Annotated in this window: 24 protein-coding genes, 1 rRNA gene, 1 pseudogene and 1 riboswitch; of the genes and pseudogenes, 11 read left to right on the forward strand and 15 right to left on the reverse strand. The window is 47.8% G+C overall.

Going from position 1 to position 24,695, the window contains the following annotated elements:
- Nucleotides 1-52: 52 nt before the first annotated feature.
- Together NL643_RS07815 and NL643_RS07820 are read left to right on the forward strand one after the other, a co-directional pair.
- Nucleotides 53-1,404 (forward strand): annotated as a pseudogene (locus NL643_RS07815) (GntP family permease).
- A 16-nt stretch (nt 1,405-1,420) separates the two neighbouring features.
- A complete protein-coding gene (locus NL643_RS07820; RefSeq protein ID WP_253644226.1) occupies nt 1,421-2,557 on the forward strand; it encodes a glycerate kinase in 1,137 nt (378 codons plus the stop codon).
- Between the two features lie 96 nt (nt 2,558-2,653).
- Here NL643_RS07820 and NL643_RS07825 read toward each other — a convergent pair whose 3' ends face one another.
- Entirely contained in the window at nt 2,654-4,090 is a 1,437-nt protein-coding gene (locus NL643_RS07825) for a PLP-dependent aminotransferase family protein (RefSeq protein WP_253644227.1), read from the reverse strand.
- Between the two features lie 92 nt (nt 4,091-4,182).
- Here NL643_RS07825 and NL643_RS07830 point away from each other — a divergent pair, with 92 nt between their 5' ends.
- From NL643_RS07830 to NL643_RS07840, 3 genes are all read left to right on the forward strand, one after another.
- On the forward strand, nt 4,183-5,082 hold the full coding sequence (locus NL643_RS07830; RefSeq protein WP_047009764.1) for a DMT family transporter: 900 nt from the start codon (nt 4,183-4,185) through the stop codon (nt 5,080-5,082).
- A gap of 67 nt (nt 5,083-5,149) precedes the next feature.
- Complete coding sequence (locus NL643_RS07835) at nt 5,150-5,434, forward strand: hypothetical protein (protein WP_047009765.1); 285 nt, start codon at nt 5,150-5,152, stop codon at nt 5,432-5,434.
- 238 nt (nt 5,435-5,672) lie between these two features.
- Nucleotides 5,673-6,200, forward strand: a complete 528-nt coding sequence (locus tag NL643_RS07840) for a hypothetical protein (protein WP_054866721.1) — start codon at nt 5,673-5,675, stop codon at nt 6,198-6,200.
- Here NL643_RS07840 and NL643_RS07845 read toward each other — a convergent pair.
- From NL643_RS07845 to NL643_RS07865, 5 genes are all read right to left on the reverse strand, one after another.
- A complete protein-coding gene (locus NL643_RS07845) occupies nt 6,184-6,696 on the reverse strand; it encodes a GNAT family N-acetyltransferase (protein ID WP_253644228.1) in 513 nt (170 codons plus the stop codon). The genes NL643_RS07840 and NL643_RS07845 overlap by 17 nt on opposite strands.
- Nucleotides 6,697-6,729: 33 nt before the next feature.
- Nucleotides 6,730-7,197 (reverse strand): HAD family hydrolase, encoded by a 468-nt coding sequence (locus NL643_RS07850; RefSeq protein ID WP_152813800.1) that lies wholly within the window; start codon nt 7,195-7,197, stop codon nt 6,730-6,732.
- 118 nt (nt 7,198-7,315) lie between these two features.
- Nucleotides 7,316-7,786 (reverse strand): GNAT family N-acetyltransferase, encoded by a 471-nt coding sequence (locus NL643_RS07855; RefSeq protein ID WP_065645278.1) that lies wholly within the window; start codon nt 7,784-7,786, stop codon nt 7,316-7,318.
- Nucleotide 7,787: 1 nt separating this feature from the next.
- On the reverse strand, nt 7,788-8,519 hold the full coding sequence (locus NL643_RS07860) for a glucose 1-dehydrogenase (RefSeq protein ID WP_167427174.1): 732 nt from the start codon (nt 8,517-8,519) through the stop codon (nt 7,788-7,790).
- A 9-nt stretch (nt 8,520-8,528) separates the two neighbouring features.
- Nucleotides 8,529-9,044 carry a GNAT family N-acetyltransferase gene (locus tag NL643_RS07865; protein ID WP_005391871.1) on the reverse strand — a complete coding sequence of 172 codons (516 nt, stop codon included), beginning with the start codon at nt 9,042-9,044 and terminating at the stop codon, nt 8,529-8,531.
- A gap of 270 nt (nt 9,045-9,314) precedes the next feature.
- Between NL643_RS07865 and NL643_RS07870 the strand changes: the two genes are divergently transcribed.
- Nucleotides 9,315-10,409, forward strand: coding sequence for a NapC/NirT family cytochrome c (locus NL643_RS07870; protein WP_005391870.1), 1,095 nt, complete (start codon nt 9,315-9,317; stop codon nt 10,407-10,409).
- A gap of 22 nt (nt 10,410-10,431) precedes the next feature.
- The gene (locus tag NL643_RS07875; RefSeq protein WP_104972195.1) at nt 10,432-12,879 is read left to right on the forward strand and encodes a trimethylamine-N-oxide reductase 2; all 2,448 of its coding nucleotides are present in this window, start codon (nt 10,432-10,434) and stop codon (nt 12,877-12,879) included.
- Nucleotides 12,880-12,949: 70 nt separating this feature from the next.
- Here the strand turns inward: NL643_RS07875 and NL643_RS07880 are convergent, their stop codons facing one another.
- The 8 genes from NL643_RS07880 to thiD form a co-directional block, all read right to left on the reverse strand.
- Complete coding sequence (locus NL643_RS07880; RefSeq protein WP_253644229.1) at nt 12,950-13,675, reverse strand: phosphatase PAP2 family protein; 726 nt, start codon at nt 13,673-13,675, stop codon at nt 12,950-12,952.
- Between the two features lie 182 nt (nt 13,676-13,857).
- Nucleotides 13,858-14,472 carry a thiamine phosphate synthase gene (thiE, locus tag NL643_RS07885; protein ID WP_015312796.1) on the reverse strand — a complete coding sequence of 205 codons (615 nt, stop codon included), beginning with the start codon at nt 14,470-14,472 and terminating at the stop codon, nt 13,858-13,860.
- 63 nt (nt 14,473-14,535) lie between these two features.
- Nucleotides 14,536-15,327 carry a hydroxyethylthiazole kinase gene (gene thiM, locus NL643_RS07890; RefSeq protein WP_253644230.1) on the reverse strand — a complete coding sequence of 264 codons (792 nt, stop codon included), beginning with the start codon at nt 15,325-15,327 and terminating at the stop codon, nt 14,536-14,538.
- Between the two features lie 18 nt (nt 15,328-15,345).
- Nucleotides 15,346-16,008, reverse strand: coding sequence for a thiaminase II (tenA, locus tag NL643_RS07895; RefSeq protein ID WP_182035157.1), 663 nt, complete (start codon nt 16,006-16,008; stop codon nt 15,346-15,348).
- 18 nt (nt 16,009-16,026) lie between these two features.
- A complete protein-coding gene (locus tag NL643_RS07900) occupies nt 16,027-16,977 on the reverse strand; it encodes an ABC transporter substrate-binding protein (protein ID WP_253644231.1) in 951 nt (316 codons plus the stop codon).
- 22 nt (nt 16,978-16,999) lie between these two features.
- Nucleotides 17,000-17,800 carry an ABC transporter permease gene (locus NL643_RS07905; protein WP_005391855.1) on the reverse strand — a complete coding sequence of 267 codons (801 nt, stop codon included), beginning with the start codon at nt 17,798-17,800 and terminating at the stop codon, nt 17,000-17,002.
- Nucleotides 17,793-18,551 carry an ABC transporter ATP-binding protein gene (locus NL643_RS07910; protein ID WP_253644232.1) on the reverse strand — a complete coding sequence of 253 codons (759 nt, stop codon included), beginning with the start codon at nt 18,549-18,551 and terminating at the stop codon, nt 17,793-17,795. The genes NL643_RS07905 and NL643_RS07910 overlap by 8 nt, the downstream gene beginning before the upstream one ends.
- On the reverse strand, nt 18,541-19,401 hold the full coding sequence (gene thiD, locus NL643_RS07915; RefSeq protein ID WP_085344572.1) for a bifunctional hydroxymethylpyrimidine kinase/phosphomethylpyrimidine kinase: 861 nt from the start codon (nt 19,399-19,401) through the stop codon (nt 18,541-18,543). The genes NL643_RS07910 and thiD overlap by 11 nt, the downstream gene beginning before the upstream one ends.
- A 96-nt stretch (nt 19,402-19,497) precedes the next feature.
- Nucleotides 19,498-19,605, reverse strand: a riboswitch (TPP riboswitch).
- A gap of 312 nt (nt 19,606-19,917) precedes the next feature.
- Here thiD and NL643_RS07920 point away from each other — a divergent pair.
- Together NL643_RS07920 and NL643_RS07925 are read left to right on the forward strand one after the other, a co-directional pair.
- The gene (locus NL643_RS07920) at nt 19,918-21,303 is read left to right on the forward strand and encodes a TldD/PmbA family protein (protein WP_139060482.1); all 1,386 of its coding nucleotides are present in this window, start codon (nt 19,918-19,920) and stop codon (nt 21,301-21,303) included.
- Nucleotides 21,303-22,646: a TldD/PmbA family protein gene (locus NL643_RS07925; RefSeq protein WP_253644233.1), complete on the forward strand. Its 1,344-nt coding sequence runs from the start codon at nt 21,303-21,305 to the stop codon at nt 22,644-22,646. The genes NL643_RS07920 and NL643_RS07925 overlap by 1 nt, the downstream gene beginning before the upstream one ends.
- A gap of 80 nt (nt 22,647-22,726) precedes the next feature.
- On the opposite strand, the gene trmY is transcribed toward NL643_RS07925, so the two are convergent.
- Nucleotides 22,727-23,326: a tRNA (pseudouridine(54)-N(1))-methyltransferase TrmY gene (gene trmY / locus NL643_RS07930; protein ID WP_005459965.1), complete on the reverse strand. Its 600-nt coding sequence runs from the start codon at nt 23,324-23,326 to the stop codon at nt 22,727-22,729.
- Nucleotides 23,327-23,486: 160 nt separating this feature from the next.
- Between trmY and NL643_RS07935 the strand changes: the two genes are divergently transcribed.
- Nucleotides 23,487-24,011: a DUF3087 domain-containing protein gene (locus NL643_RS07935; protein ID WP_005391841.1), complete on the forward strand. Its 525-nt coding sequence runs from the start codon at nt 23,487-23,489 to the stop codon at nt 24,009-24,011.
- Between the two features lie 468 nt (nt 24,012-24,479).
- Nucleotides 24,480-24,695: ribosomal RNA gene (locus NL643_RS07940) — 16S ribosomal RNA — on the forward strand; the annotation flags it as partial.

A 24,695-nucleotide genomic window follows, 5' to 3' on the forward strand; every position in this document is an offset into this window, starting at 1 on the left:
TGAGTGAGCCAACACGGACTCGCTTAGCAAAATAAGAATAAATGGAGTTATCATGAACCTTATATTAATCCTGCTTGGGGTGATCGCATTTATTGTGCTCACGACCACCAAATTCAAATTACATCCCTTTTTAGCGCTGATCATCGCAGCGTTCCTTGCGGCATTTGCTTACGGCTTACCGGCAGATAGCATTGCCAAAACCATTGCTTCTGGCTTTGGCGGCATCCTTGGTTACATTGGCTTGGTTATCGTTTTAGGTACCATCATCGGTGTTATTTTGGAAAAAGTGGTGCGGCGATCACCATGGCTGATACGGTCATCAAAGTGCTGGGTAAGCGTTTCCCAACATTGACCATGAGCATCATCGGTTACATCGTTTCTGTTCCGGTATTTTGTGATTCAGGCTTTGTCATTCTGAACTCGCTCAAAGAATCACTCGCGAAGCGTTTAAAAACCTCAAGCGTTGCAATGAGTGTGGCGTTGGCAACTGGCCTATACGCAACGCACACGTTTGTGCCGCCAACTCCTGGCCCGATTGCCGCTGCGGGTAACTTAGGACTGGAATCTAACCTTGGTTTAGTGATTGGTGTGGGTGTGTTTGTTGCAGCGGTTGCGGCGTTAGCGGGTATGTTGTGGTCGAACCGATTCCAGCATGTAGAACCAGATGGCATTGAAGCAGCAGAGGAAATTCAGCATGACTGGCAAGCACTCAAAGCGTCTTACGGCAAATTACCAACGGCAAGCCAAGCATTTGCTCCTATTTTTGTTCCAATCTTATTGATCTGTTTTGGCTCTATCGCGAAATTCCCAAGCTTACCGCTGGGCGAAGGTTTTGTGTTTGATGTTCTGACTTTCTTAGGACAGCCACTAACGGCGTTGGTGATTGGCCTGTTCCTTTCTGTTCGCCTACTCAAATCAGACAACAAGATTGAAGAATTTGGCGAGCGAATCAGCCAAGGTATTACGGCTGCTGCGCCTATTCTTTTGATTACCGGTGCGGGTGGTGCATTTGGCGCGGTATTAAAAGCAACGCCGCTAGGTGAATACTTGGGTACGACGTTATCGGCGCTGGGCGTGGGTATTTTCATGCCATTTATCGTTGCGGCTGCGCTAAAATCGGCGCAAGGGTCGTCAACGGTTGCACTGGTGACCACATCGGCTTTGGTTGCGCCTATGCTTACCCAATTGGGGCTAGATTCAGAAATGGGCCGCGTATTAACGGTGATGGCGATCGGTGCAGGTGCGATGACGGTTTCTCATGCAAACGACAGCTTCTTCTGGGTAGTTTCGCAGTTTAGCCGCATGTCGGTGGGCTTAGCGTACCGCGCGCAAACCATGGCTACGCTCGTTCAAGGTGTCACGGCAATGGCATTGGTGTACATTTTGAGTCTCGTTCTCTTATAAGTCTCTGGAAATACGTATGAAAGTGGTAATTGCACCTGATTCATTTAAAGAAAGCTTAACCGCCAAACAAGTGAGCGAGGCGATCAAAACGGGTCTTGCTCGTGTATGGCATGATGCCGAGTTTGTTACAGTTCCGGTCGCAGACGGTGGCGAAGGCACGGTTCAATCTTTGATAGATGCAACTCAAGGCGAACAAGTCTTTACAACGGTGACCGCGCCATTAGGGAATGATGTTGAAGCGTTTTATGGCATCCTCGGTGATGGCGAAACCGCGGTTATTGAAATGGCGGAGGCCAGTGGGCTGCACCTTGTACCGAGTGACGCTCGCGACCCAAAACTGACCAGCAGCATCGGTACCGGACAGCTGATCAAACACGCGCTAGACAGAGGTATTCAACGCTTAATCATTGGTTTGGGCGGCAGCGCTACTAATGATGGTGGCGTGGGCATGTTGACCGCGTTGGGGGTAACGTTTCTTGATGAATCTGGTCATGCAATTACCCCAAATGGAGGCGGGTTAGCGGCGCTTGCCTCCATCGATATTTCTGGTCTTGACCCACGTTTAGCAACTTGTGAAGTGTTGGTAGCATGCGATGTTGACAACCCACTCTGTGGCAACAAAGGCGCGTCGGCTATCTTTGGCCCGCAAAAGGGAGCGACAGCGTTAGACGTCACTCTGCTCGATAACGCATTGCGCAAGTTTGGCGAGTTGACGGAACAAGCGACGGGTAAGCATGTACTGACTCGTGAAGGGGCGGGCGCTGCTGGTGGTATGGGGGCGGCCTTGCTCGGATACACGCCAGCACGTTTGCAACCGGGAATTGAGATTGTGCTTGAAACGGTCAAGCTTGCTCAGCATGTTGCGGATGCGGATATTGTATTCACAGGCGAGGGTCGAATCGATCATCAAACCGCACATGGCAAAACGCCGATGGGAGTTGCTCAGGTGGCCAAGCAGTTTGATTTACCAGTTGTTGCATTGGCTGGTTGTGTGGGCGACAACTATCAGGCGGTCTATGAGTGCGGTATTGATGCGGTGTTTGCTTGTGTACCAAGGGCGATGAGCTTATCTGAGGCCATGAAAGAGGCCGACGTCAACGTTGCTAATTTAGCCGAAAACGTCGCGAGAATGTGGCAAATTAAGTCGCACTGAGGGCGATAACGATACGAGAAAACTCCACCTTTGCGTGGAGTTTTTTGTTGTTACCTGTTTGCGTGTGTGGGCATAAGTTCATTTAGCAAGAGCGAGTTAACAGACATGCTTTGCTATCAACTTTGCCAGTGTTTGCATCGCGTGACTCCAATCGGTTTCATGACCAAAGTTTGCCACGCTGAGGCGTACGCAATGTCGATATTGCTCTTGAGTGCCAAATACGGTGCCGGGAAGTAGACTGATTCTGTGCTTATTGCACGCTTGATACAACGCATAACTGTCCGTTTTTTCGGGCAGGCGCAACCAAAGCAAGAACGAGCCTTGCACGACGTTGATCTGGTATCGATTTTTTAGAGATTCGTATTCATCCAAGTATTGATGAAGCATCTGGATAAATCGGCGCATGTTGTTTTGATAAACCCGACCCATTCGCGCAGTATGCGTTCGATACTTGCCTGACGTTAGAAACGTTGCCACGGCAGACTGCATCAGGTTCAAACTGCCCATGTTCTCACACAGTAGATATTGCTCTATTTGATCTCGATATCGCCCCGCCAACATCCAACCAATTCTCAAACGCGAATCGAGCGTTTTGGATAACGAATTCACGTAAATTACGCGTTGCTTGTCATCGAGCAACCTCAAGCTTGGCAAAGGCTTGTTATAACTTAACCCGCCAAACACATCGTCTTCGATAATAGGAACATTGCCGGACGCCAAGAGCAATTGCTGGCGCTTTTCTAACGGCATCATGGCACCTGTAGGGTTGGTGAAGTTTGGTGTTACGATGATCGCTCTTATGTCCCATGTCGCCATTGCTTTTGCTAAGGCTTCGGGGCACATACCGTCTCGTGGGCAACTCGGGATCTCCACCACTTGGAGGCCGAGTGATTCGAGCATCAATAAGTTGCCAAAATAACAAGGAGACTCCACCGCGACGATATCGCCTTTTTGTGTCGTTGCGCGCAGCGCTAGGCTTATTGCTTGTTGCGCGCCGTGCGTCACCATGATTTCATCCAACTTGGCTGGCGTGCCCAAATCTTGCGTGATTTTCGCCAGTTGTTTAATTAAGAGGTGATCACCGGGTGGCAACTGGTAATGGCTCGGTACATGCGTTTGCTGGCGGCTGTGACGGCCAATCTCGGCGTACAAGCTTTTGATCGCGGGGGAATCAATGTTTGGATGGGCAGAGCCAGCGGGCAAACGCTCTTGGTATTCAGGGTACGTGAGGATTTCTTTACAGATCGAGAGCAAATCCACGCGAGTCGGATCTGGAATTGAGCGAGAGGTCGGCAAGGCGATTTTCACTCGATAACCCGATTTGGGAACCGAGTACACCAAGTTTTGCGCTTCCAACTCTTGATACGCACGAATCACGGTGTTTTTGCTGACGCTTAATTCTTGGCTCAACGAGCGAATGGAGGGCAGTCGTTCATCCGCTTGATAAACGCCACCATTGATGGCTTGTTTGAGGTGTTTTTCCACCACGAGGTACTTATTCCCTTCACCGCTTCCCAATAAATCTGTACCCATAAAAACACTTCCATCTGTCACTTTTTGAAAACACTGTACCTAATTACATTAGCAGCATCTCAAAACATAAAACAAGCGTGAGTGAGGCGATCATGTTAATCCGAGCCATCCCTTTTGTATTTGTCATCCTTTGGGCTTCTGGATTTGTTGGTGCGCGTTTTGGTTTGCAATATGCCGAGCCAGCGACACTACTTTCTATCCGTATGGCATTCAATGTCTTACTGTTTTTGGTTCTTGTGGCGGTATTGCGTAGAAGGTTGCCGACAGGAAGCGATTTTTGGCACAGCTGTGTGGTGGGTGTGTTGATCCATGGCTTCTATTTAGGCGGCACTTATTTCGCTATTGATTTGGGTATGCCTGCAGGGCTGAGTTCGTTGTTGGTGGGCATTCAGCCGATTTTAACCGCGGCTTTGCTGGTGGTGTTTGTTCGTGAGGAATTTAAACCCTCGCAATGGCTGGGTTTGGCTCTAGGCTTTGTCGGCATCGCTATGGTGCTGATGGGAAACATGGAGTGGCAGTCTGAGCAACATAAGTTCTTAGCCATTGGAGTCTGTTTACTGTCTTTGGTTGGTATCACGTTAGGGACGCTGTATCAGAAGAAACATTGCCAACAGGTGGATATGGTTGGTGGTGCGACGGTGCAATATTTGGCCGCACTCATCATGTTTCTGCCTGTTGCGATGCAGTTTGAAACCATGCAAGTTCAGTGGGAACTGGAGTTTATTTTGACCGTGTTGTGGTTGGTCGTCGTGCTCTCTTGTGTGGCTATCCTACTGCTGCTGTACATGGTGAGAAATGGCGCGTCTTCGAGTGTGGCGTCTGTGTTTTACCTCGTGCCGCCAACAACCGCGATTCAAGCTTGGCTCGCGTTTGGTGAGTCGTTTGATTGGATGGGCATTTCTGGCTTTGCATTGGCGGCCACGGCGGTCTATCTAGTGGTTAAAAAGCCAGATCTGACGATAAAAAAATCGGTTCAAACAGAATATACCTAAATTGGGTAGGGACATTCACGTGCCAGTGAGTACAATTCTGCTTCATCTTAATCCGTTGAGCAGAGTGATGACGTTAAAGCCAGATCGAATGACCGCGATGCGTAATATCATCGAGCAAGTAAAAGCTGAACTACCGATTTACGAACCGGAAACCTTTGTGTGTGGGCCGGAAGGGCAGTGCATCGGTTGTCCAAAGAAATTATTAGAAATGGTCGATTCAGAGGTTACTTATTGGGAGTCGGCAATGGAGCGGGGTGTGATTCCGCAGTTTGATGAGATCCGTCGTTTCGGGAAGATGTGCACTAACGTACGTCGCGGACTTGTTCGTAATAACGTTCCACTACTCGGGTAATCTACTTCAGTAAATAAGTGATTGATAAATAAAGTCCTAAAATTGACACATAAATGTGTGCGTTTGCATAGTAACTTGGCGAGCGGTCTCAACTTTGGCCCATGACTCTTGTTTGTCATCTACTAGGGCTTTAAACCTTTTAAATCAGCGATATATTGGCAAGGTCTCACATGGATGTGAGGCAAACGACCATTCATTCTGCTGAGATAAAAAAGTGAGATTAAAGGGATTTACGCTGATGGAAATCACCATAGTGCTCGCCACTTTGGCTTTCATCGCTTTGGCTGCGTTGCCAACACTACTCCACATTCATCGCCAAGCCTATGCGTCGATGTTACACAGTTCCAATTCGTCATTGGGTACCGCGCTTAAATTTTTCAACGCCCGAGTGGCGATAGACAATGCCGCCGAGCAAAACCAAGTCCACTATATTGATAGGAACGTAAAAACCTTAAGCGGTATGCCAGAAGCGAGCGCCAATAGCATTGGCGCGTTATTAGAAATCGATTTGCCGCAGAGTGGCGTGTCCAAAATTGATGTTCCCTGCAAAGGCAGTGACTTTTGTATTATTGGTCAGCAACACCCAAACAGTACCCACTTTGTGTCTATTCCCGATTATCAATTTGTCGACCAGTCAGGTCTTGATCGGGTTGTGTACATTTGGCCGCAAGGGTATACCTTGGCAGAAGAGGCATGCTATTTCTATTATGTAAATCAAGCATCCACAGAGTCTATCGTCCGAGGGCACGTTACTGAGGGTTGTTAGGCGCGCTTAACATCATCTTCTGACTCATCAACACTTCGCCATTGGGGAGAGTGACTTCTCCTAGTTCACCACGGTGTTCAAATCCAAATCGTTCGTACAACGCTATCGCGGCAAGGTTGTCCTTATAAACATTAAGTACAATGGTGTCGTAACCATATTCCCAGGCACTTTTAAGTGCGACAGACAATAGCTGCTTACCTAGCCCTTTTCCTCTGAATGTTCTATCGATATGAATACCTAAAATGCCAGTGCTAGTGAGTTGACTGCCTTCATAACCGCATAGTTCGGCAGGAAAAATCTCTACACTACCAACCAGAATGTGATGGTCCAAAGCAACAAATTGAGGAATCGATTCAAGTTCTACGCGACGTAAAATATTGGTCAGGGTGTCTTTATCTGGAGCCGGACTGCGCAGGTATTTACCTTCGGCATAGACTCGGTTCCACAGTTCGGTAAAGCGCTCGATATCGCTTACCTGGATGGGTCTGATTTGCATTCATCTTCCTTGATTAGTGCAGGTTAGTGATGGTTAAGGTACGAGTTCAGATAAACAGCGAATTTGATTCGGAATGGGATCGGTTGGCGCATTGGCTCCTGTTGGATTAAACCAAATCGTATTTACGCCAGCTTGCATTGCAGGGTAAATGTCTTTATGAGGCAAGTCGCCAACCATAGTTAACTCACTCACGTTAACCCCTAGCTGTTTTGCGATAGTAAGATAAAACTCAGGTTGGTTTTTAGCGATGCCGAGATTGGCAAAACAAAAGTAGCCATTTAAGTACTGGTCTAAGTCGACGCGGACGAATGCACGCTGAATCTCTTCCATGTTGGAATCAGACGCACTGGTCGCAATGTAAATAGCATGATTTTGGGAAAGTGTTGCCAGTGTTTCTTTGGCCAGAGGAATCGTTTCTACGTGTTCCCAATCGCACATTTTTCCTTGTGCGTGAGGGAAATCCACCATTAAGGTGTTCCCCCAATCGAAAAGATAAATCATGTTCGAATCTCCTTTATCCGCACATCATATCGTCTTTTCTAAAATCAGGGGATAAATTGCATCGATAAATGCGATTTAGGTGGCTTTAGTCGTGAAAAGCGCTTAATTGTCGTTATCGTTACAAATGTTTCAGCATAATGCGTGAGTTAGTTTTAAAACCTTGCTTGTCGTAAAACCGCTGTGCTGGTTGATTGAATTCCATCACTTCTAATCGAACTTGTGTAGCATTGGCATCGCGCGCCCATTGCTCACAAGCCTCAAGCAGTTGGCGACCGATGCCCTGCTGCTTTTGCTCCTCATCGACAACAATCGTTCCTACTCGACAAATAGGATCTTTGATCAGAAAGCTGACGGTTTCATTCTGAGTTATCATCGCGGTTAAAAAGCCGACTACCTCCTTTTCATGTTCTGCGACTAAAAACAAGCGTTCATCATTCTCGAGAGCCTGAGTGAGGAACGCTCGGTCGTCTTCCGAAGGTGCTACAAAAGCTTCAGGCGCGTTGGCAAAATGCAGTGCGTTGATTTGTAGGTTTAATTCAAAAATTGCATCCAAATCGTCAGGAGTTGCTTGTCGAATGTTGACTTCCATTTTACTTACCGCCTGAAAGATCGATAAAAGAGCCTGTCACATAAGAAGCTTCATCACTGAGTAGCCAAGCGATCGCATTCGCCACTTCTTCTACCGTACCGCCCCGTTTCAGTGGAATTTGAGGGCTGAGCCTATCCACTCGGTTTGGTTCTCCACCATCGGCGTGCATATCGGTATAAATGAAACCAGGTCGAACGCCATTGACGCGAATATTTCGGTTTGCCAATTCAAGCGATAGCCCTTTGGTTAAGGTATCCATTGCGCCTTTTGATGTGGCGTAATCGACATATTCAAATGGCGCGCCTGAGCGTGATGCCCCAGAAGAAACATTCACAATTGCGCCACCAGTACTGAATCGCTTCGCCGCTTCTCTACAACAGAGAAAGCAGCTATTTACATTAGTGTTCATTACTTTCTGAAAGCGTTCCAAGCTGATTTCCGCCAACGGTGACTGAGTAAATAGAATGCCAACGTTGTTGACCAAGTGCGTCACTGCACCAAATTCACGTTCTGTTTCATCAAACAAGGAGAGCACTTGTTGCTCGTCAGATACATCTGCTTGAACGGCGATCGCTTTTCCGCCATTTGCTTGTATGTCTCTGACCACTTGGTGAGCTGCTTCACTTTGCGCACGGTAATTAACACACACGGCATAGCCTTGCTCGGCCAGTTTTTTCGCTGTTGCGGCTCCAATGCCTCGGCTTGCGCCAGTAACGATGACTACTTTATTCAAAATACATCCTTATTTTTGTAGCGAGTAGATTTTGTCGGCGTAACGCTTGTCGCCAATTTGGTATGCGTCAGGAATGACTTCAGATAGCTCGAATCCGCACTTCATGAGAACACGCTCTGAAGCAATATTCCCTTCAGTGACCGTAGCGGAAAAGCGGTCGATGTCATGTGTTGCTCTCGCCCAATTTAGAAGCGCTTGAAGGGTTTCTGTTCCAAACTGTCGGCCATGAAATTCAGGCAAAAGTAAGTAACCCACCTCTGCGTTACCTTCTTCAATGGCAAGGCCTGTGACGCCAATCGGTTGTTCAGATTGCTTATCGAGTATGACGAGGCAAAGCCAGTGCGGACTGTCTGGTGTCCATGGTAATAATCGCGAAGCAAATTTTTCTTTTATTTGTTTTTCGCTCGGGCGATCAAAACAGAGCTCAATGATCTCTGGTTCGGAATGTAATCGCTGAAATAGTTCCCAATCGCTGGCTTCGATAGGTCTTAATCGGCTTCGGTGAGTCTCAATATAAACTGACATGCGTGTCCTTACAGCATTTATGTAGAGAGCCAGTTTCTCATCCTCTTATCTCTTTAATCAAACGGTTGCACTTACAAAAGTGATTTATGTGGTGAATGCCTGGTTGGGTAATGAATTCTTACTGAATATTCATTTATGGGATGAAAATAACGAAATTTCATACTTGAGATACATAGAGCAACACGGAAATGATGTGGATCAAGAGAGAACTACCCATAAAGTAGTATTTTGCGATCTATAATTACATTTTATTTGGAAGTGTTGCTAATTATGTCAATAAAAAAACGATATGTTGCACTGCTGGTTGCTGCCGGCATTGGTGTGGGCTGGTTAACATTAGGTGGTACTGCAGCGGTGATGCATTACACCTCTGATACTGAGTTCTGTCTCTCGTGCCACTCTATGGAAATCCCTTACAAAGAGTACCAAGGCTCAGTGCACTTCAGTAATGCGAAAGGCATTCGTGCCGAGTGTTCTGATTGCCACATCCCACAAGAACCGATGGACTACCTGATCACGAAGATTCGTGCATCGAAAGACATCTACCATGAGTTCGTGACTGGCAAGATCGACACGCCAGAAAAATACGAAGCGCACCGCAAAGAGCTTGCGGAGATGGTGTGGGAGCAGTTCCGTGAAAACGACTCTGCAACGTGCCGTTCTTGCCACGACTTTGACGCGATGGAAGAATTTGAGCAATCTCGCGATGCAGCGAAAATGCACGAGTACGCAAAAGCGAACGATCAAACGTGTATCGATTGTCACAAAGGCGTTGCTCACTTTGCACCAGAAGCTGAGCTAGACAGCAAGGCATTTGAAACGTTGATGAGCTTCACCACAAAAACATCACCTGGTGCCAAAGTCGTTTACCCTGTGACTGAAATCGCAATGGGTGAGATGGGTAAAATTAACCCAACGACGAAGTTAGAAGTAATCAGCTCTGAAGGTGATGAGCGTACTGTTAAGTTGGACGCATTCCAAATGAAAGGCGCAGAGCAAGTGCTGTACATGGGTGAAGGTCAACGTGCCATCGTAGCAACGCTAACCGAGCAAGGTCAGCAAGCTCTTGAGGGCGGTGAGTTTAAGGCCGACGTTTACGGCAACGAATGGCGCGCAGTGTCACTAACAGGCACGATCGATTCTCCGGTTGTGGATACACTTGACCCAGTTTGGTCATACGCAGAAGAGCTAGACAACGTTTATTGTGCAACTTGTCACGCGAAAATTCCTTCAAATCACTTCACAGTGAACGCTTGGGGACCAGTGGCGAAGAGTATGGGTGATCGAACAGACATCACTGCCGAAAACCTAGAAATTCTTACTAAGTTCTTCCAGCACCACGCGAAAGATGTGGTTGGTCACTAACGATAAATAGAAGGATAAGATTATGACTAATTTAACCCGTCGTGGATTTCTAAAAGGCACAGGTATGGCGGCTGGCGCCATGGCATTTACTTCTTTTGCACCTATGTCTGTTGCGTCTTCAAACCAGCGTGGCAAGGGCATTTTGACAGCGGGTCGCATGGGCCCAATGTTATGTGAAGTGAAAGATGGTAAGTTGGTTTCGACTACTAATGCTCTTCCACAAACTGTACCAAATAGTCTACAAACTACTGGGCCTGACCAAGTGCATACCAAGGCGCGAGTGAAGTACCCAATGGTACGTAAAGGCTACTTGGCAAACCCATCGTCGCCAGAAGGTGTGCGCGGTAGTGATGAGTTTGTGCGTGTGTCTTGGGATGAGGCTTACAAGCTGATCCACGAGCAGCACATGCGCATTCGTAAAGAATATGGCCCAGCTTCTGTGTTTGCTGGTTCTTACGGCTGGCGTTCAAGTGGCGTGCTGCACAAAGCACAAACCTTGCTGCAACGTTACATGAGCATGGCGGGTGGCTATTCAGGCCACTTGGGTGACTACTCAACGGGTGCTGCGCAGATCATCATGCCGCACGTTGTGGGCTCTATCGAAGTGTACGAGCAACAAACCACGTACCCAGTGGTACTAGAGCACAGCGACGTGGTTGTACTTTGGGGCTTAAACCCGATCAACACCCTAAAAATCGCGTGGAGCTCAACAGACTGTGCTGGTCTTGAGTTCTTCCATCAATTAAAAAAATCAGGCAAGACGGTTATTGCGATTGACCCTATTCGTTCTGAAACCATCGAGTTCTTTGGCGAGAATGCGGAGTGGATTGCTCCTCACCCAATGACCGACGTAGCGATGATGATGGGTATCGCACACACCTTGGTGAAACAAGGTAAGCACGATAAAGCCTTCCTCGATAAATACACCGCTGGTTACGACAAATTTGAAGCGTACCTGATGGGCGAAGAAGACGGCGTAGAAAAATCAGCGGAGTGGGCATCGCAAATCTGTGGCGTACCTGCGAAGCAACTTGAGCTCTTAGCTGACATCTTCAGTAAAAACCGCACCATGCTGATGGCGGGTTGGGGCATGCAGCGCCAACAATACGGTGAACAGCGTCACTGGATGCTGGTTACACTGGCAACGATGTTGGGTCAAATCGGCTTACCGGGCGGTGGTTTTGGTTTCTCTTACCACTACTCAAACGGTGGTAACCCTGCTCGTGACGCTGGCGTGCTTCCTGCGATTTCAGCATCACTGGGTGGCGGCTCTTCTGCGGGTAACGACTGGGCGGTATCTGGCGCGGTGCAAAGCTTCCCTGTGGCGCGTATTGTCGAGGCGTTGGAAAACCCAGGTCAATCCTACCATCACAACGGTCATGAACTGACGTTCCCAGATATCAAGATGATTTGGTGGGCAGGTGGTGCGAACTTTACTCACCACCAAGACACCAACCGCTTGATTAAAGCATGGCAAAAGCCTGAACTGATCGTGATTTCAGAACCTTACTGGACAGCGGCTGCGAAGCACGCGGACATCGTCCTACCAATCACCACATCGTTCGAGCGCAACGACTTAACGATGACGGGTGACTACAGTAACCAACACTTGGTGCCAATGAAGCAAGTGGTTGAGCCACAAGGTGAAGCGCGTAATGACTTCGATGTATTCGCGGACATGGCGGAGATGCTAGCACCGGGTGGACGTGATGTGTACACCGAAGGTAAAACTGAAATGGAATGGCTGTACGGCTTCTACAAGGTGGCGCAACAAGGTGGCCGTGGCTCTCGCGTAGCAATGCCGAACTTCAGCAAGTTCTGGGAAGATAACCAACTGATCGAGATGAAGTGGAACGAGAAGAACGCACAGTTTGTTCGTTACGCGGATTTCCGTGAAGACCCGATCATGAACCCGCTAGGTACGCCAAGTGGTAAGATTGAAATCTTCTCGAAAACGATTGAAGGTTACCAGTTGGAAGACTGTCCTCCACACCCAACGTGGATGGCACCAACCGAGTACACTGGCAATGCAAAAGATGGCGAGTTGCAGCTAATGACCGCGCACGCAGCGCATCGTTTACACAGCCAGTTTAACTACGCGAAGATTCGCGAAGAGTACGCAATTGCAAACCGTGAACCTATTTGGATTCACCCTGAAGATGCGAAAGCGCGTGGTATTAAAACTGGCGATCTAGTTCGTGCGTTTAACAACCGTGGCCAAGTATTGGTTGGCGCAGAAGTGACTGACCGAATCAAGCAAGGTTCAGTGTGTATTCATGAAGGCGGTTGGCCGGATTTGGATCCGAAAACCGGCATTTGTAAGAACGGCGGTTGTAACGTGTTAACGTTGGATATTCCGACCTCTCGACTTGCAAACGGCTGTGCGGCGAACTCGGCACTGGTTCGTATTGAAAAATACACTGGCCCAGAATTAGAACTAACAGCGTTTGAACCACCAAAAAATGGCTAGAAAAAAGTAGCGCTTGAAAGCAAGAAGCCAGCGAATCGCTGGCTTCTTTTTTATCTAGTCATCGTTCACATTAGCGCGAAGCGAGAGAAACAAACGGCATCTGTTTCTTAATCTGAAATGTCGGGAGAAAAGTAAATACAATCGCGACAAACAAGACTGAGCCTATTAAATCTTCAGGGCGATGCATGCCCAGCCATAAGCGGCTATATGCGACGCTCATACCCCACATCCACAATGACAGTGCAGAGATATAGCACTTGTTCTGTAAGAACAACCCACCAAAGAAAGCCAAACAAATCGAAACGAAAATCGTATGGCCCGACGGGAAAGAATAGTCTTTCTCGCCTTGCCAATGGCGCGTCCGCCAATCACTGACGTGTTCAGAAATCTGGTTAATTACGTTGGCTTGCTGCTTTGTATCCAACTGATAAAACGTTTCTGGTGTTTCAATCAATTGTTCTGCTGCGAGCAATTCCGTGTACGGGCGTGGGCTTTCTGTCATCAGTTTTAGCCCCGTTTTGCTGGCAAAGCCAATCACAAGTAACAGCCCTAACATTGAGAGCTTTTGCATCCACTCAATGCGACTTGGTTTAAAGCGAAATAAAGAAAGCAGTAGCAGTGTTAACGTAATTAAAAAGCCTTTGCTACCAGCAGAATCTGTGAGCAAAGTAAAAGTAATACCCAGACTTTCAGGCACCTGTGAGGTGAGATCGTGATAAGAGCCAAACAGCGACATTGGGATGATGCCAAGAACAAACAAGGCGAGCATCATCAATCCATATTTTTTGGTTTTCATTGAGAGCGTTTTGTTTTTATTGAGGGTTATTCAACCACGTGAAAATAAGGGGCTTATCTTACGTTATCTGGCGTGAAAAACTTATCAACGCTTTGTCAATTTGACGAGAGAATGAAGGTTGAGTGATGAATTGATGACATTTATCCGGAGGGTAAAGGCGCTCATCCTTAAGCGTTGGGGTCTTAATCCATCAGAGAAAGTAAGTACTCTGCTGCTTTGGTTGGGTTTTCTGCATGACAAATGGCAGAAACCAAAGCCAAACCATGTACACCTGTCGCACTCAGAACAGGAATGTTGGTTTCGTTGATGCCACCAATAGCGACGATTGGTAAGGACGTGGTGTTCAGCGCCATTTTTAAACCTTCTATACCCCAGTGTTTTTTGGTGTTGGTTTTGGTTGGCGTAGCGAAGATGGCACTCAAGCCGATGTAATCAATGGGCAGAGAATCCGCCTCTGCCAGTTGATCTTCAGTCTCAATCGATAAGCCGAGAATCTTGTTTGGGCCAATCAATTGACGAGCGATCTCTGCTGGCATGTCTGACTGCCCGAGGTGAACACCATCGGCATCGACGGCAAGGGCAACATCAACACGATCATTGATGATTAACGGGACGCCAGTGCCTTCAAGGATCGTCTTCACGGCTTGAGCTCGTTCAATAAATGCACGAACGTCACCATGTTTTTCGCGCACCTGTACCATTGTGACCCCACCTTCTACCGCCTTTCTTACAACGTGTTTGAGAGTGGATAAATCTTGTTGGTCGTCGGTGACCAAATACAAACGATAGGCGTTCATTGTGTTTCCTTTCGCCTCCCACTTTCGTTGGAGTGAGAGGCGTTTAAAGCATTGAGAAGCGATTTATCTCACTTGTAATGTAAGACGTGTTGCCAGTGTTTTTTCATCCAGTTGGTAAAGCTCATCCAAAAGATGCATTTGCAAGCTACCTGGCCCTCGCGCTTGCTCAGCCGCAATTTCACCCACAACGCCAAGCACCGCTGCCGCAGCAAGGCCTGTTTCGTCGCCGATTGCTGCGAAAGCGCCAGTCAGTGCCGTCAGTGTGCAGCCCATTCCGGTTACGTATGGCATCATCTCGTGACCATTATTCAGCTGTACGGTTTGCTCTTTTGTCACTATGTAGTCAGTTTCGCCGGAGATCACCACGCTCGCTCCGTATTCTTCAACTAAGAAGTGAGCCGCCCCAAGGGCCGCATCACTACTGTCGAGTGCATCTACACCTTTGCTTTGCGCTTGCTCACCAGCGAGAGCAATGATTTCGGAAGCATTACCACGAATGATTAACTTGTTTGCAAGGCGGGCGATTTCGCGCGAGGTTTCGGTGCGCAGTGAACTTGCGCCGCAACCGACAGGGTCGAGCACAACGATTTTACCGTTCGAGTTGGCTTGCTCTACGGCGTAGCTCATGCGCGGTGTCCAAACGCTGTCTAGGGTGCCGATGTTGATCACCAAAGCGCCAGCAAACGACATCATTTCCGCCATTTCTTGCTTTGAATGCGCCATGATAGGCGAAGCACCGATAGCCAGCAAAGCGTTCGCCGTGTTGTTCATCACCACGTAGTTGGTAATGTTCACGACTAAAGGCTTTTGCTGACGCACTGCGGTTAATGCTTGAGTGATTTGTTCTACTAACATGAGATTCTCCAATTAACCTTATTGCGCGTTTAGACCTTGTTGCCAAAACGCCACTTCCATACGCGTTGCGGTTTTGAAGACCTGAATCAGGTTTTGACCGCGCTGGCTGTGGATGTCGATTTCAGCCAGTAGCTGGTTAAAGTGTTCGGCCCCACTTGCCACGCCAGATTGGAACTCTTCACCGCCGTACAAGTTAATCCAACTTGCGTAAGGGTTGCCTTCGTATACCGTGTTTTCATCTTCAATCAGCATTTTACCAATGGCGGCGTAGCCGATGGAGCAAGGGGCGAGCGCGGCATACAAGTCAACTAAGTCGCCCGTCATGCCCGCATCCAATACGTAGCGCGTGTAAGCTACGGTGCCAAAATCTTCCGGCTCGTTTTCCAGATCAGATTCCGTCAATCCCCACTGACCGCAGTAGGTAACATGGTGGGCAATCTCTGAATCTAAAAGCGCATGTACGCTTGGTAGTGCGCGGCGCATGTCGTCTAACGTACGTGCTTTGTAGATTGCTAGCGCATAAGCTCGCGCGTACTGTTTTAGGAATAAGAAATCTTGCTTCAAGTAATGTAGAAAACAAGGTTGAGCCAGTGTGCCTTTGGCTAATTGCTGCACGAAGGCATGCTCAGTGTATTCTTGCCAATCTTGGCGGCAAGCGTCGATCAAATCTTGGTATTTCATAATGGGGCTGCCTCGTAATTAGTCAAAGCTCGGTACGTAATCTTTCGCCTTTGGTAGCGTTTCGATGATTCTTTGTGAGTACATGAACTCGGCGTAGTCGTCATAGCGTTTTAGGTCAACTGCTGATGGACGAAGCGCGAAACGAGTTAACGTGTCATTCCAAGCGCGTTGGTTGAGCTCGTTGTTTAGCGTGTCTGGCGAGTAAGTGACAAACTCTTTCCAAGACTCTTTAGGATGGTTGACGATGTAAGTGGTCGCTTGCTCCAGCGCTTTGTTGAACGCTTTAATAGCCGCTTTGTCGTAGGTTTTTGCATTCGCCACAAACACCAGTTCGTCATACGCTGGTACGCCGTGCTCTTCTGGGAAGAAGGCTTTGGCTTTGTAGCCTTCTAGCGCAAGTTGGTTGGTTTCGAAGTTACGCAAGCCGCCCCAAATAGCGTCTACTTTCCCTGAGGCAAGAGAGGAAGAGAGTGCCCAACCGACGTTGATGATTTGCACGTCAGAAAACTTCACGTTCTCCTGCGCAAGCATGGTGCCGATTGTCGCCTCTTCGTTACCTGCGATCGCAATACCGATCTTCTTGCCTTTAAGGTCGCCAAGGTTGTCGTTCTTGCCGTTATCCAACACCATCAATGTGTTGAGGGGAGTAGCAATCAAGGTCGCAGAGCGAATTAATGGCAAGCCAGCCGCTACGTCGATGGTCAGGCTAGGTTGGTATGAAATCGCCATATCGACTTTGCCAGCCGCAACTAGTTTGGGTGGAGTGCTTGGGTCGGCGGGTTCTTGGATATTGATCTTCAAACCTTGCTGTTTAAAGTAGCCGCGCTCTTGTGCGATCACGATAGGGCCATGGTTCGGGTTAACGAACCAATCCAGCATTAAAGTAAGCTCCTTTTCGGCAGCAAGCACGTTGGTTGATACCACTGAAGCGAGCAGAGCAGCAGCGCTCATAAGTTTGTTTTTATTCACGGGGTTCTTCCTTTTTCTTTCCCTATTTGTTTTCCCAGGGAATGGCTTTTTTCAGTAATTTGTCAGTAGTGAAATAGAGTGCGATAGACAGCGCGGCGAGGATAAACAGCGCCGCAAACATCTCATCAATGATCATGCGAGCGTTAGCTTGGAGCATCAGATAGCCCAAGCCTTCACTTGAGCCGACCCATTCACCGACCACGGCACCAATCGGCGCAATAACCACGGCAACGCGAATACCAGACGCTAACGTTGGTAGGGCGGCAGGTAGTTGAATATGGCGCAGTAATTGCCATTTCGATGCGCCCATGGTTTTGGCAAGATCGAGGTAACCAGTTGGTGTATTGCGTAAACCGTCGTAGCAACATGTCGTGACGGGGAAAAAGATGATGATCGCCGCCATGACGACTTTCGATGCGATGCCGTAACCGAGCCACAGCATCAACACGGGCGCGATAGCAAATACTGGAATGGCTTGGCTAGCGATAAGAATCGGCAATAGCCAGCGTTTGAGCGGCTCGAACATCAGCATTTGCAAAGCGAATAGCAAACCCATCGATAAGCCGAGTGCGAGGCCAAGTAGGATCTCTTGTGCCGTTACCCAAGTGTGTTTGAGTAGCACGTCGTATCGAGTGACTAATCTATCCAATACTTCAATTGGCGAAGGCAAGATGAAGCTTGGCATGTCAAACACCACTACAATGAGTTGCCACAAACCTAAGATCACGGCTGCGCTGATCAGCAGACGCAACGCCGGATGAGTTACGCGTTCCTTTTTACTAATACGCGCCGAAACGGAGTTGTACTGAGTCATATCACTCATAGTCTTTCTCCAACTGATCCAAAATCGCCTGCTGTAGCGCTGCGCACTCTCCATCGAGAGATCTTGGTGGCTTGGAGTCCGGAACAACCAAGTGCTGCGCTTGAGCAGGCGTGCCTTGCAACACATAGAGTTGGTATGACAATCGCACCGCTTCTTGTGGGTCGTGCGTAATCAAGACAACGGTTTTGTCCTTTAGTAGCTCGGCAGAGAGCGTTTGCAATTTGTGGCGAGTCACGGCGTCCAATGCCGAGAAAGGTTCATCCATCAAAACCAAAGGTTTGTCTTGCATCAGAGTGCGAGCAAGGGCTACGCGCTGTCGCATACCTCCGGAGAGTTGAGCGGGTTTGGCGTAAGCGTAATCTGCCAACCCAACGTGCTCTAACAAGTTGAGAGCTCGTTGCTTCTCATCCACTGAATTTGGATTGGCGTGAGAAAAGCGCGAGCTGAGGCAGACGTTATCCAGCACGTTAAGCCACGGTAGCAATAAATCCTGCTGAGCCATGTAAGCGACACGGTCATGCAGTGCAGCGCCATCGGTTGTGATGAGTTCGCCATGCCAGTCAACTTGGTCATCCAGTAGGCCAGCTAAGTAACGCAATATCGTGGTTTTCCCGCAGCCACTTCGCCCGAGTAATACCGTCCATTGACCGATAGGAATGGTCATGTTCACTTTCGCTAAAGTCGGTGTTTGGCTGTCTTTGTATTGCAGACTGGCGTCGGAAAGCTGAATGCCAATCGCGTTAGCGAACATAGGTATGACCCGCAAAGAAGTGATGTACTGGTCCGTGACCTTTCCCCACTTCCAATTCATCCGCATGAGCGATGGCTTGGCTGATGTACTGCTTACCAAGGTGCACCGCTTTGTGCAGGTTGTTGCCTTGACTAAGGTAAGACGCAATGGCGGAAGACAGTGTACAGCCCGTACCGTGGGTGTTTTTGGTCGGAAAACGCTTGGCGCTGATTGACTCCGCACTGTTTTGCATGATCAGCAGATCGTTGCTGTTTTCATTTTCTTCAAGATGACCGCCTTTGAGCAGAATAGCTTTGGCACCAAGTGCACGAAGGTCGGTAATCATATCGTTCATTTCAGATTCTGATTGAGGCACTGGCTTACCCGTCAATGCTGCACCTTCTGGCAGGTTAGGAGTGATGATGTCTGCCAGTGGAATTAGTTCTTCTTTTAATGTGCTGATTGCTGATTGCTCAAGTAGCAAATCGCCGCTGGTGGCGACCATGACGGGATCAATCACAAGATGTTTAGGTTGGTATTGCTTAATCTTGTTAGCAACGACTTTAATGATGTTCGAATCCGCCAGCATGCCGACTTTTACCGCCACAATATTGAGATCGGTAAACACTGCATCGAGTTGGCTTTCAACGTGATCAAGAGGAATAGGGAAAATCGCAGAAACGCCTTGCGTGTTTTGTGAGGTGATGGCGGTAATCACTGAGCAGGCGAAGCTGCCAGTTGCGGACATCGCTTTGATATCGGCTTGGATGCCTGCGCCGCCGCCGCTGTCGGAGCCTGCGATGGTTAAGACAACAGGGGTGGTTATAGGTGATTGTGCCTGGTGTAAAGATGGCTGTGATTGCTGCGTCATGGTCGCTCCTACTACAAGACGTATAGGAACTGACTTTGACCGTTGTGGATAGATCGATTGTTCGATCGTTTCGCTCGCCAAAGAGGAGCGGCGAAAGGCAAAGTGTGCATAGTTCCCTACGTCAGTGCTAACTGAATCAGGTTCAACGGGTCTCGAATCTCGATCTCAGCCAACGCTTATCGCGTGGCCCCCCGACTATTTCGCTCGGATGATAGCAGGACCCTTGTAGAAGGGATACGTTTTTTGAGAGTAATTATTATTGAGTATTCAATTATGCGAGGTGAGTGATAGAGTAAGCATCTAAATGGTTCGTCGTGTGGAATTTACTAGTGCAACGCTCTGGTGAAAGAGCTGAACCTGGAATATTTAATAAATAATCGTGGTCTCGTTAAGCAAGGATTAGCACAAAACAAGGTTAAAAAACTGTTAAAATTTACCGCGTTGCCAATTTAACTTTGTTGAACTTTTCGACAGTTAATTAGGAAGGCTAAGACGATCATCGAGCAAGGAGACTTCATGCTTAATTCTGCAACAGCGAAGTCAGTGATCGATCATGCTCTCTTTTTAGGGGCTGATTTCGCTGAACTATTCGTTGAACATCATCAAACTAACACCGTCCAGATCGCATCTGGTGAGGTGGACAAGGTCAATTCGGGGATTGATTTTGGTATCGGTATTCGCCTCTTCTTCGGTCACAAAGTGCTTTATGGATACACCAATAGCACGGACGAAGCCGAGCTAAAACGCGTAACCTCATTGCTTGCGGCAAAAGACAAGCGTGAACAAATCGCGTCAGCAGGTTCTTTAAATTTGAACCGCTACCCAATCCAACACGGTTGCCGCATGCCGTTAAGTCAGGATGCCAACTTAGATTCAAAAATCGCGTTTCTATTGAAAGTTGACCAAGCTGCGCGTGCAGAAAGTGAGTACATCAGCCAGTTCATTGGTAGTGTGCTTCAGCGCGAGCAGCAAGTGTCTATCTTCAACTCAGAAGGTTTGCATGTAGACGATACGCGTCACTACATTCGTGTGGCGGGTAACACCGTTGCTCAAAAAGGTAATGAGCAGTCTTCTGGTATGGAAGGTCCTGGCGCTCTTGCCGGTTGGGAGTTCAGTGAGCAGATAGATGCGAAAGAGCTGGGTCAAACTATCGCGCAGCAAGCGTTAGTGAAACTTGGCGCGGATGCTTGTCCATCGGGTGAAATGCCAGTGGTAATTGGTAACGGCTTTGGCGGCGTTATCTTCCATGAAGCGTGTGGTCACTTACTCGAAACCACTTCGGTTGCGAAGAAAGCGTCCGTATTCCACGACAAAATGGGCGAAATGGTTGCTCACACTGCAGTGAATGCTGTCGATGATGGCACCATGACCAACGAATGGGGCTCGATTCATGTTGATGACGAAGGCATGAAGACTCAGCGAACTCAATTGATCAAAGATGGTAAGCTAACCAGCTTTATGGTCGATAAAATGGGTGGCATGAAGACTGGTTATGAGCCTACGGGTTCTGGTCGTCGTCAGAACTACAAGTTCGCACCAACCTCGCGGATGCGTAACACCTTTATCGAAGAAGGCGAGCATTCACTTGACGACATGCTGGCAGGTATCGAACGTGGTATCTATGCGAAGAAGATGGGCGGCGGCTCGGTTCAACCGGGAACGGGCGAGTTTAACTTTGCTGTTCGTGAAGCTTACCTCATTGAAAATGGCAAAATCACCAAACCTCTGAAAACAGCAACGCTTATCAGCACGGGCCCTAAAGTATTGAAAGAAATCAGTATGGTCGGTAAGGACATGGCACTTGCTCCAGGTATGTGTGGTTCAGTGAGTGGCTCAGTACCTACAACAGTCGGCCAACCAACCCTTAAAGTGGACAATATTCTGGTAGGAGGCGGTAACTAATGAGCCAAGAACAACAACTTCTTAATGCGGTTGATTACGTCCTATCAGAAGCAAAGCGTCAAGGCGCAGAAGCGGACGTCATTGTAAACTGCAACAGCAGCTTTTCTCTGAAAGCAAACCAAGGCAAGCTGGATGAGTACAAAGTTAGCTCAAGCCAAGTGCTGGGTGTTCGAGTCATTAAAGATGCCCGTGTCGCGACCAGTTATTCTGAATCACTAGAGCAACCAAGTTTAGATTTGATGCTCACAAACGCGCTGCAAAGTGCTCGCTTTTCCAAGCAAGATGAACATCAGAGCATTAGTTGCGTGAACAGCCAAATCACCACTGATATTGCAGAAATTGCGCAAGACGATACCACATCGGTCGATGAGAAAATTGAACTGTCCCTTGCGCTTGAGCAAGGTGTTGTGGCTCTGCCTCACGCTTCAAGCTCACCATACAATGGTTACAGTGACGGTGAAACTCAGCTCATCATCGCGAATACTCAAGGTACGTTATGTCAACATTTCGAGCGATCGTTCACTTGTTACGCGTATACCCTGTTTGAAAAAGACGGCAAACAGTCGATGGCGGGAAGAATGTCTCTAGGTCGCCGTTTTGATGAGTTGGATCCAGCTTATTGTATAGAAGGCGGTTACAACCTTGCTCGCGATCTTCTTGAAGGCGCTCCGGTTGCGACAGGTAACTATCCGGCCATTTTCCACATCAATGCTTTAAGCAGCCTGTTTGGTGCATTCGGCAGTGCGTTTTCTGGTGTGAGTGCGATGAAAGGCATCTCGCCACTGGGTGACAAGCTTGGTCAAAGCGTTGCAAGTGAACTGATCACCTTTACCGATGCGGCTTACATGCCAAATGGTATGGCAATCGCGAGTTTTGATAGTGAAGGCTTCGCTACTCAAGATAATGTGATGATTGCTAATGGTGAGTTGAAAACCTTGCTACACAACAGCCAGACCGCAAGTTACTTGGGCGCAGTCTCGACAGCAAGTGCCGCTCGCGGTGCAAAATCGAGCTTAGACGTATCAGCGAATCACAAAGTGATTGCGACAGGCAACAGCAGTGCGTCAGAAGTCAAAGCAGGTGAATACCTAGAATTAGTGGAGCTGCAAGGGGTTCACTCTGGTGCAGATGCTGTCAGTGGTGATTTCTCATTTGGTGCGAGTGGTTTCTTGTGCCGTGATGGTCAACGTGTTCAACCTGTGCGCGGAATTACAGTTGCAGGTAACTTCTACAAGATGCTGCAAGAAGTAGAAGCTGTGGGTGATACCCAGCTTATTAATGATAGCCGCACTTTCTTCGCGCCAGATGTGCGTTTTGCTCGCTTGAGTATTGGCGGCAAATAAGCGCGGTATAGAAAATCAGAAACAAAAAAGAGGACTCAATCGAGTCCTCTTTCATCATCTAGCAACGTGTACGCGAATAACTAGAATTCGCGGATATCCAGTTCGTTGTGGATCAGTACTACACACTGAGAAGCAAACAGCATCTTAGGCCCAAGGCTGATTTTCTCAGTACCTAGGCGCTTCAAGCTGTTGAACGACTTCTTTGGCATCGGAATGTGATCGGTTAGTAAGAAACATGGATTTTCACCAATTTCTGCGTCACGAACAAATTCGCCTTTCTTGTCCAACATATAAAGTTGGTGGTCTTCCGCCAGTTCTTGCACCAAGCGTTCAAAGCTCACTGTACGAACCGTAATACCGGGTTCAACTTCACGAAGCTGCTCTTTACCCATACCAACAGATGCGTCTAACGCACGGGCAACGGCAGCGATCAACGTTGACTCGTGAAAACCACCAATATTGGTAATGTCGTTTGAACGAATGGTAATCGTGCGCGAGTAATCCTTCGTGCTCTCTAATACCAAGTGGACAACCACATCTTCACGGTGAGATTGTGCCACGAACATGGTGTTCATCATGGTATGAGCAAGGATCTCGGTATGCGCCTCGTTACCAACACCTTCTAATAGTGCTTTGCTGGTCGTTGGCGCCGCGCGAGCTCGTAAAACAAAAGAGCGCATGAATTTAGCCTCTATATAGGAACAGTGAATGCGCGGAAGTATATACCCAAGCAGGGAAGGGATGCGAGTTTAATAGTAAATGTGAACTTACTTACGAAGCTTCGATTGTCGTGCGGAGTGTGCTGGTTAGAATAGGAGGCAACCCTGTTAGGAGCGGTATATGGAAATCAAAAAGATAAATAAAGACATTTATAAAAAGAAAGTAAACCTGGTGATTGGCGGTTTTGTTGCGTTGCTCGCTATCTCATCTCTTGCCTTTAGTACCTTGCTTATTGTTTTGTTTGGCAACACTGAAGTCGTACCTGAACAATCAACGGGAAACTTTCATTGGAATTTGATTGGTGTCCTTCTCGCAGTCGCAACTTCCCTCTCTTTATTGAATCAAATTAAAACTCGGCCATACATGGAAGAGGTGTTGTACGTTTGGAAGCTCAAGCAACTGCACAACAAAATATTTCGTAAACTAAAAAGCATTAAAGCAGCCGCGAGCAATGACGATGTAAAAGCGCTCACTACGCTTAAGTTCTATTACACAACGCAACAACAAGTGTTTGAGTTAGACAACAACACATTGACGATGAGTAGTGTAAATAAAGAATTAGAGGCAATTGAGCAAATCGAAGCGGAGCAATCACTGGATCTTGATATCACCAGCTTTAAAGAGAGCTGGGTAGACACATACTGATTGCCTATTTGCTACTTGAAGTTAACAACTGAGTGCTAAAAATAAGCGTTTGAGTGAGATTTAATCACTCGACGCTTTTTTTTAGTTTTTTTTCTAAAAAGGGGTTGCCAAGAAAAATCATCTCCCTATAATGCGCCTCCGTTGTCAGGGCAAAGCGGAAACGCAAAAGCGGTTGGCAACAAGGCGAAAGAAAAGCTTCTAAAAATTAATTTAAAAAAGTGTTTGACACTGAAAGTTAATTCCTTAGAATACGCCTCCGCTTCGATAGCAAAGCTTACGAAGCAAGCTCTTTAACAATATAGACCTATCAATCTGTGTGGGCACTCGTTGATGATAATCCAATTAGAAGCTTCGGCTTCAAATTAGGTTTCAATGATACGAAGTGACCATTGAATCTTCGGATTCAGCACAGTCAATTCAAACATTACTTTATGTAATGTTCAGTATTCATTGAGCCGACAAAATCTTAAATTGAAGAGTTTGATCATGGCTCAGATTGAACGCTGGCGGCAGGCCTAACACATGCAAGTCGAGCGGAAACGAGTTATCTGAACCTTCGGGGAACGATAACGGCGTCGAGCGGCGGACGGGTGAGTAATGCCTAGGAAATTGCCCTGATGTGGGGGATAACCATTGGAAACGATGGCTAATACCGCATGATGCCTATGGGCCAAAGAGGGGGAC

Source organism: Vibrio sp. Y42_MX_L11 (genome assembly GCF_024181785.1).
In the GTDB taxonomy this organism is placed as follows: domain Bacteria; phylum Pseudomonadota; class Gammaproteobacteria; order Enterobacterales; family Vibrionaceae; genus Vibrio; species Vibrio diabolicus.

What these genes read in the sequence shown, in the direction of transcription:
- tenA (WP_182035157.1), bottom strand. Translation starts at nt 16,008, where the DNA reads ATGAAATACCAAGATTTGATCGACGCTTGCCGCCAAGATTGGCAAGAA.
- NL643_RS07880 (WP_253644229.1), bottom strand. Translation starts at nt 13,675, where the DNA reads ATGAAAACCAAAAAATATGGATTGATGATGCTCGCCTTGTTTGTTCTT.
- NL643_RS07850 (WP_152813800.1), bottom strand. Translation starts at nt 7,197, where the DNA reads ATGATTTATCTTTTCGATTGGGGGAACACCTTAATGGTGGATTTCCCT.
- NL643_RS07840 (WP_054866721.1), top strand. Translation starts at nt 5,673, where the DNA reads ATGGAAATCACCATAGTGCTCGCCACTTTGGCTTTCATCGCTTTGGCT.
- thiE (WP_015312796.1), bottom strand. Translation starts at nt 14,472, where the DNA reads ATGAACGCCTATCGTTTGTATTTGGTCACCGACGACCAACAAGATTTA.
- NL643_RS07870 (WP_005391870.1), top strand. Translation starts at nt 9,315, where the DNA reads ATGTCAATAAAAAAACGATATGTTGCACTGCTGGTTGCTGCCGGCATT.
- thiM (WP_253644230.1), bottom strand. Translation starts at nt 15,327, where the DNA reads ATGTTAGTAGAACAAATCACTCAAGCATTAACCGCAGTGCGTCAGCAA.
- NL643_RS07835 (WP_047009765.1), top strand. Translation starts at nt 5,150, where the DNA reads ATGACGTTAAAGCCAGATCGAATGACCGCGATGCGTAATATCATCGAG.
- NL643_RS07825 (WP_253644227.1), bottom strand. Translation starts at nt 4,090, where the DNA reads ATGGGTACAGATTTATTGGGAAGCGGTGAAGGGAATAAGTACCTCGTG.
- NL643_RS07875 (WP_104972195.1), top strand. Translation starts at nt 10,432, where the DNA reads ATGACTAATTTAACCCGTCGTGGATTTCTAAAAGGCACAGGTATGGCG.
- trmY (WP_005459965.1), bottom strand. Translation starts at nt 23,326, where the DNA reads ATGCGCTCTTTTGTTTTACGAGCTCGCGCGGCGCCAACGACCAGCAAA.
- thiD (WP_085344572.1), bottom strand. Translation starts at nt 19,401, where the DNA reads ATGACGCAGCAATCACAGCCATCTTTACACCAGGCACAATCACCTATA.
- NL643_RS07830 (WP_047009764.1), top strand. Translation starts at nt 4,183, where the DNA reads ATGTTAATCCGAGCCATCCCTTTTGTATTTGTCATCCTTTGGGCTTCT.
- NL643_RS07920 (WP_139060482.1), top strand. Translation starts at nt 19,918, where the DNA reads ATGCTTAATTCTGCAACAGCGAAGTCAGTGATCGATCATGCTCTCTTT.
- NL643_RS07865 (WP_005391871.1), bottom strand. Translation starts at nt 9,044, where the DNA reads ATGTCAGTTTATATTGAGACTCACCGAAGCCGATTAAGACCTATCGAA.
- NL643_RS07845 (WP_253644228.1), bottom strand. Translation starts at nt 6,696, where the DNA reads ATGCAAATCAGACCCATCCAGGTAAGCGATATCGAGCGCTTTACCGAA.
- NL643_RS07925 (WP_253644233.1), top strand. Translation starts at nt 21,303, where the DNA reads ATGAGCCAAGAACAACAACTTCTTAATGCGGTTGATTACGTCCTATCA.
- NL643_RS07820 (WP_253644226.1), top strand. Translation starts at nt 1,421, where the DNA reads ATGAAAGTGGTAATTGCACCTGATTCATTTAAAGAAAGCTTAACCGCC.
- NL643_RS07855 (WP_065645278.1), bottom strand. Translation starts at nt 7,786, where the DNA reads ATGGAAGTCAACATTCGACAAGCAACTCCTGACGATTTGGATGCAATT.
- NL643_RS07910 (WP_253644232.1), bottom strand. Translation starts at nt 18,551, where the DNA reads ATGTTCGCTAACGCGATTGGCATTCAGCTTTCCGACGCCAGTCTGCAA.
- NL643_RS07935 (WP_005391841.1), top strand. Translation starts at nt 23,487, where the DNA reads ATGGAAATCAAAAAGATAAATAAAGACATTTATAAAAAGAAAGTAAAC.
- NL643_RS07905 (WP_005391855.1), bottom strand. Translation starts at nt 17,800, where the DNA reads ATGAGTGATATGACTCAGTACAACTCCGTTTCGGCGCGTATTAGTAAA.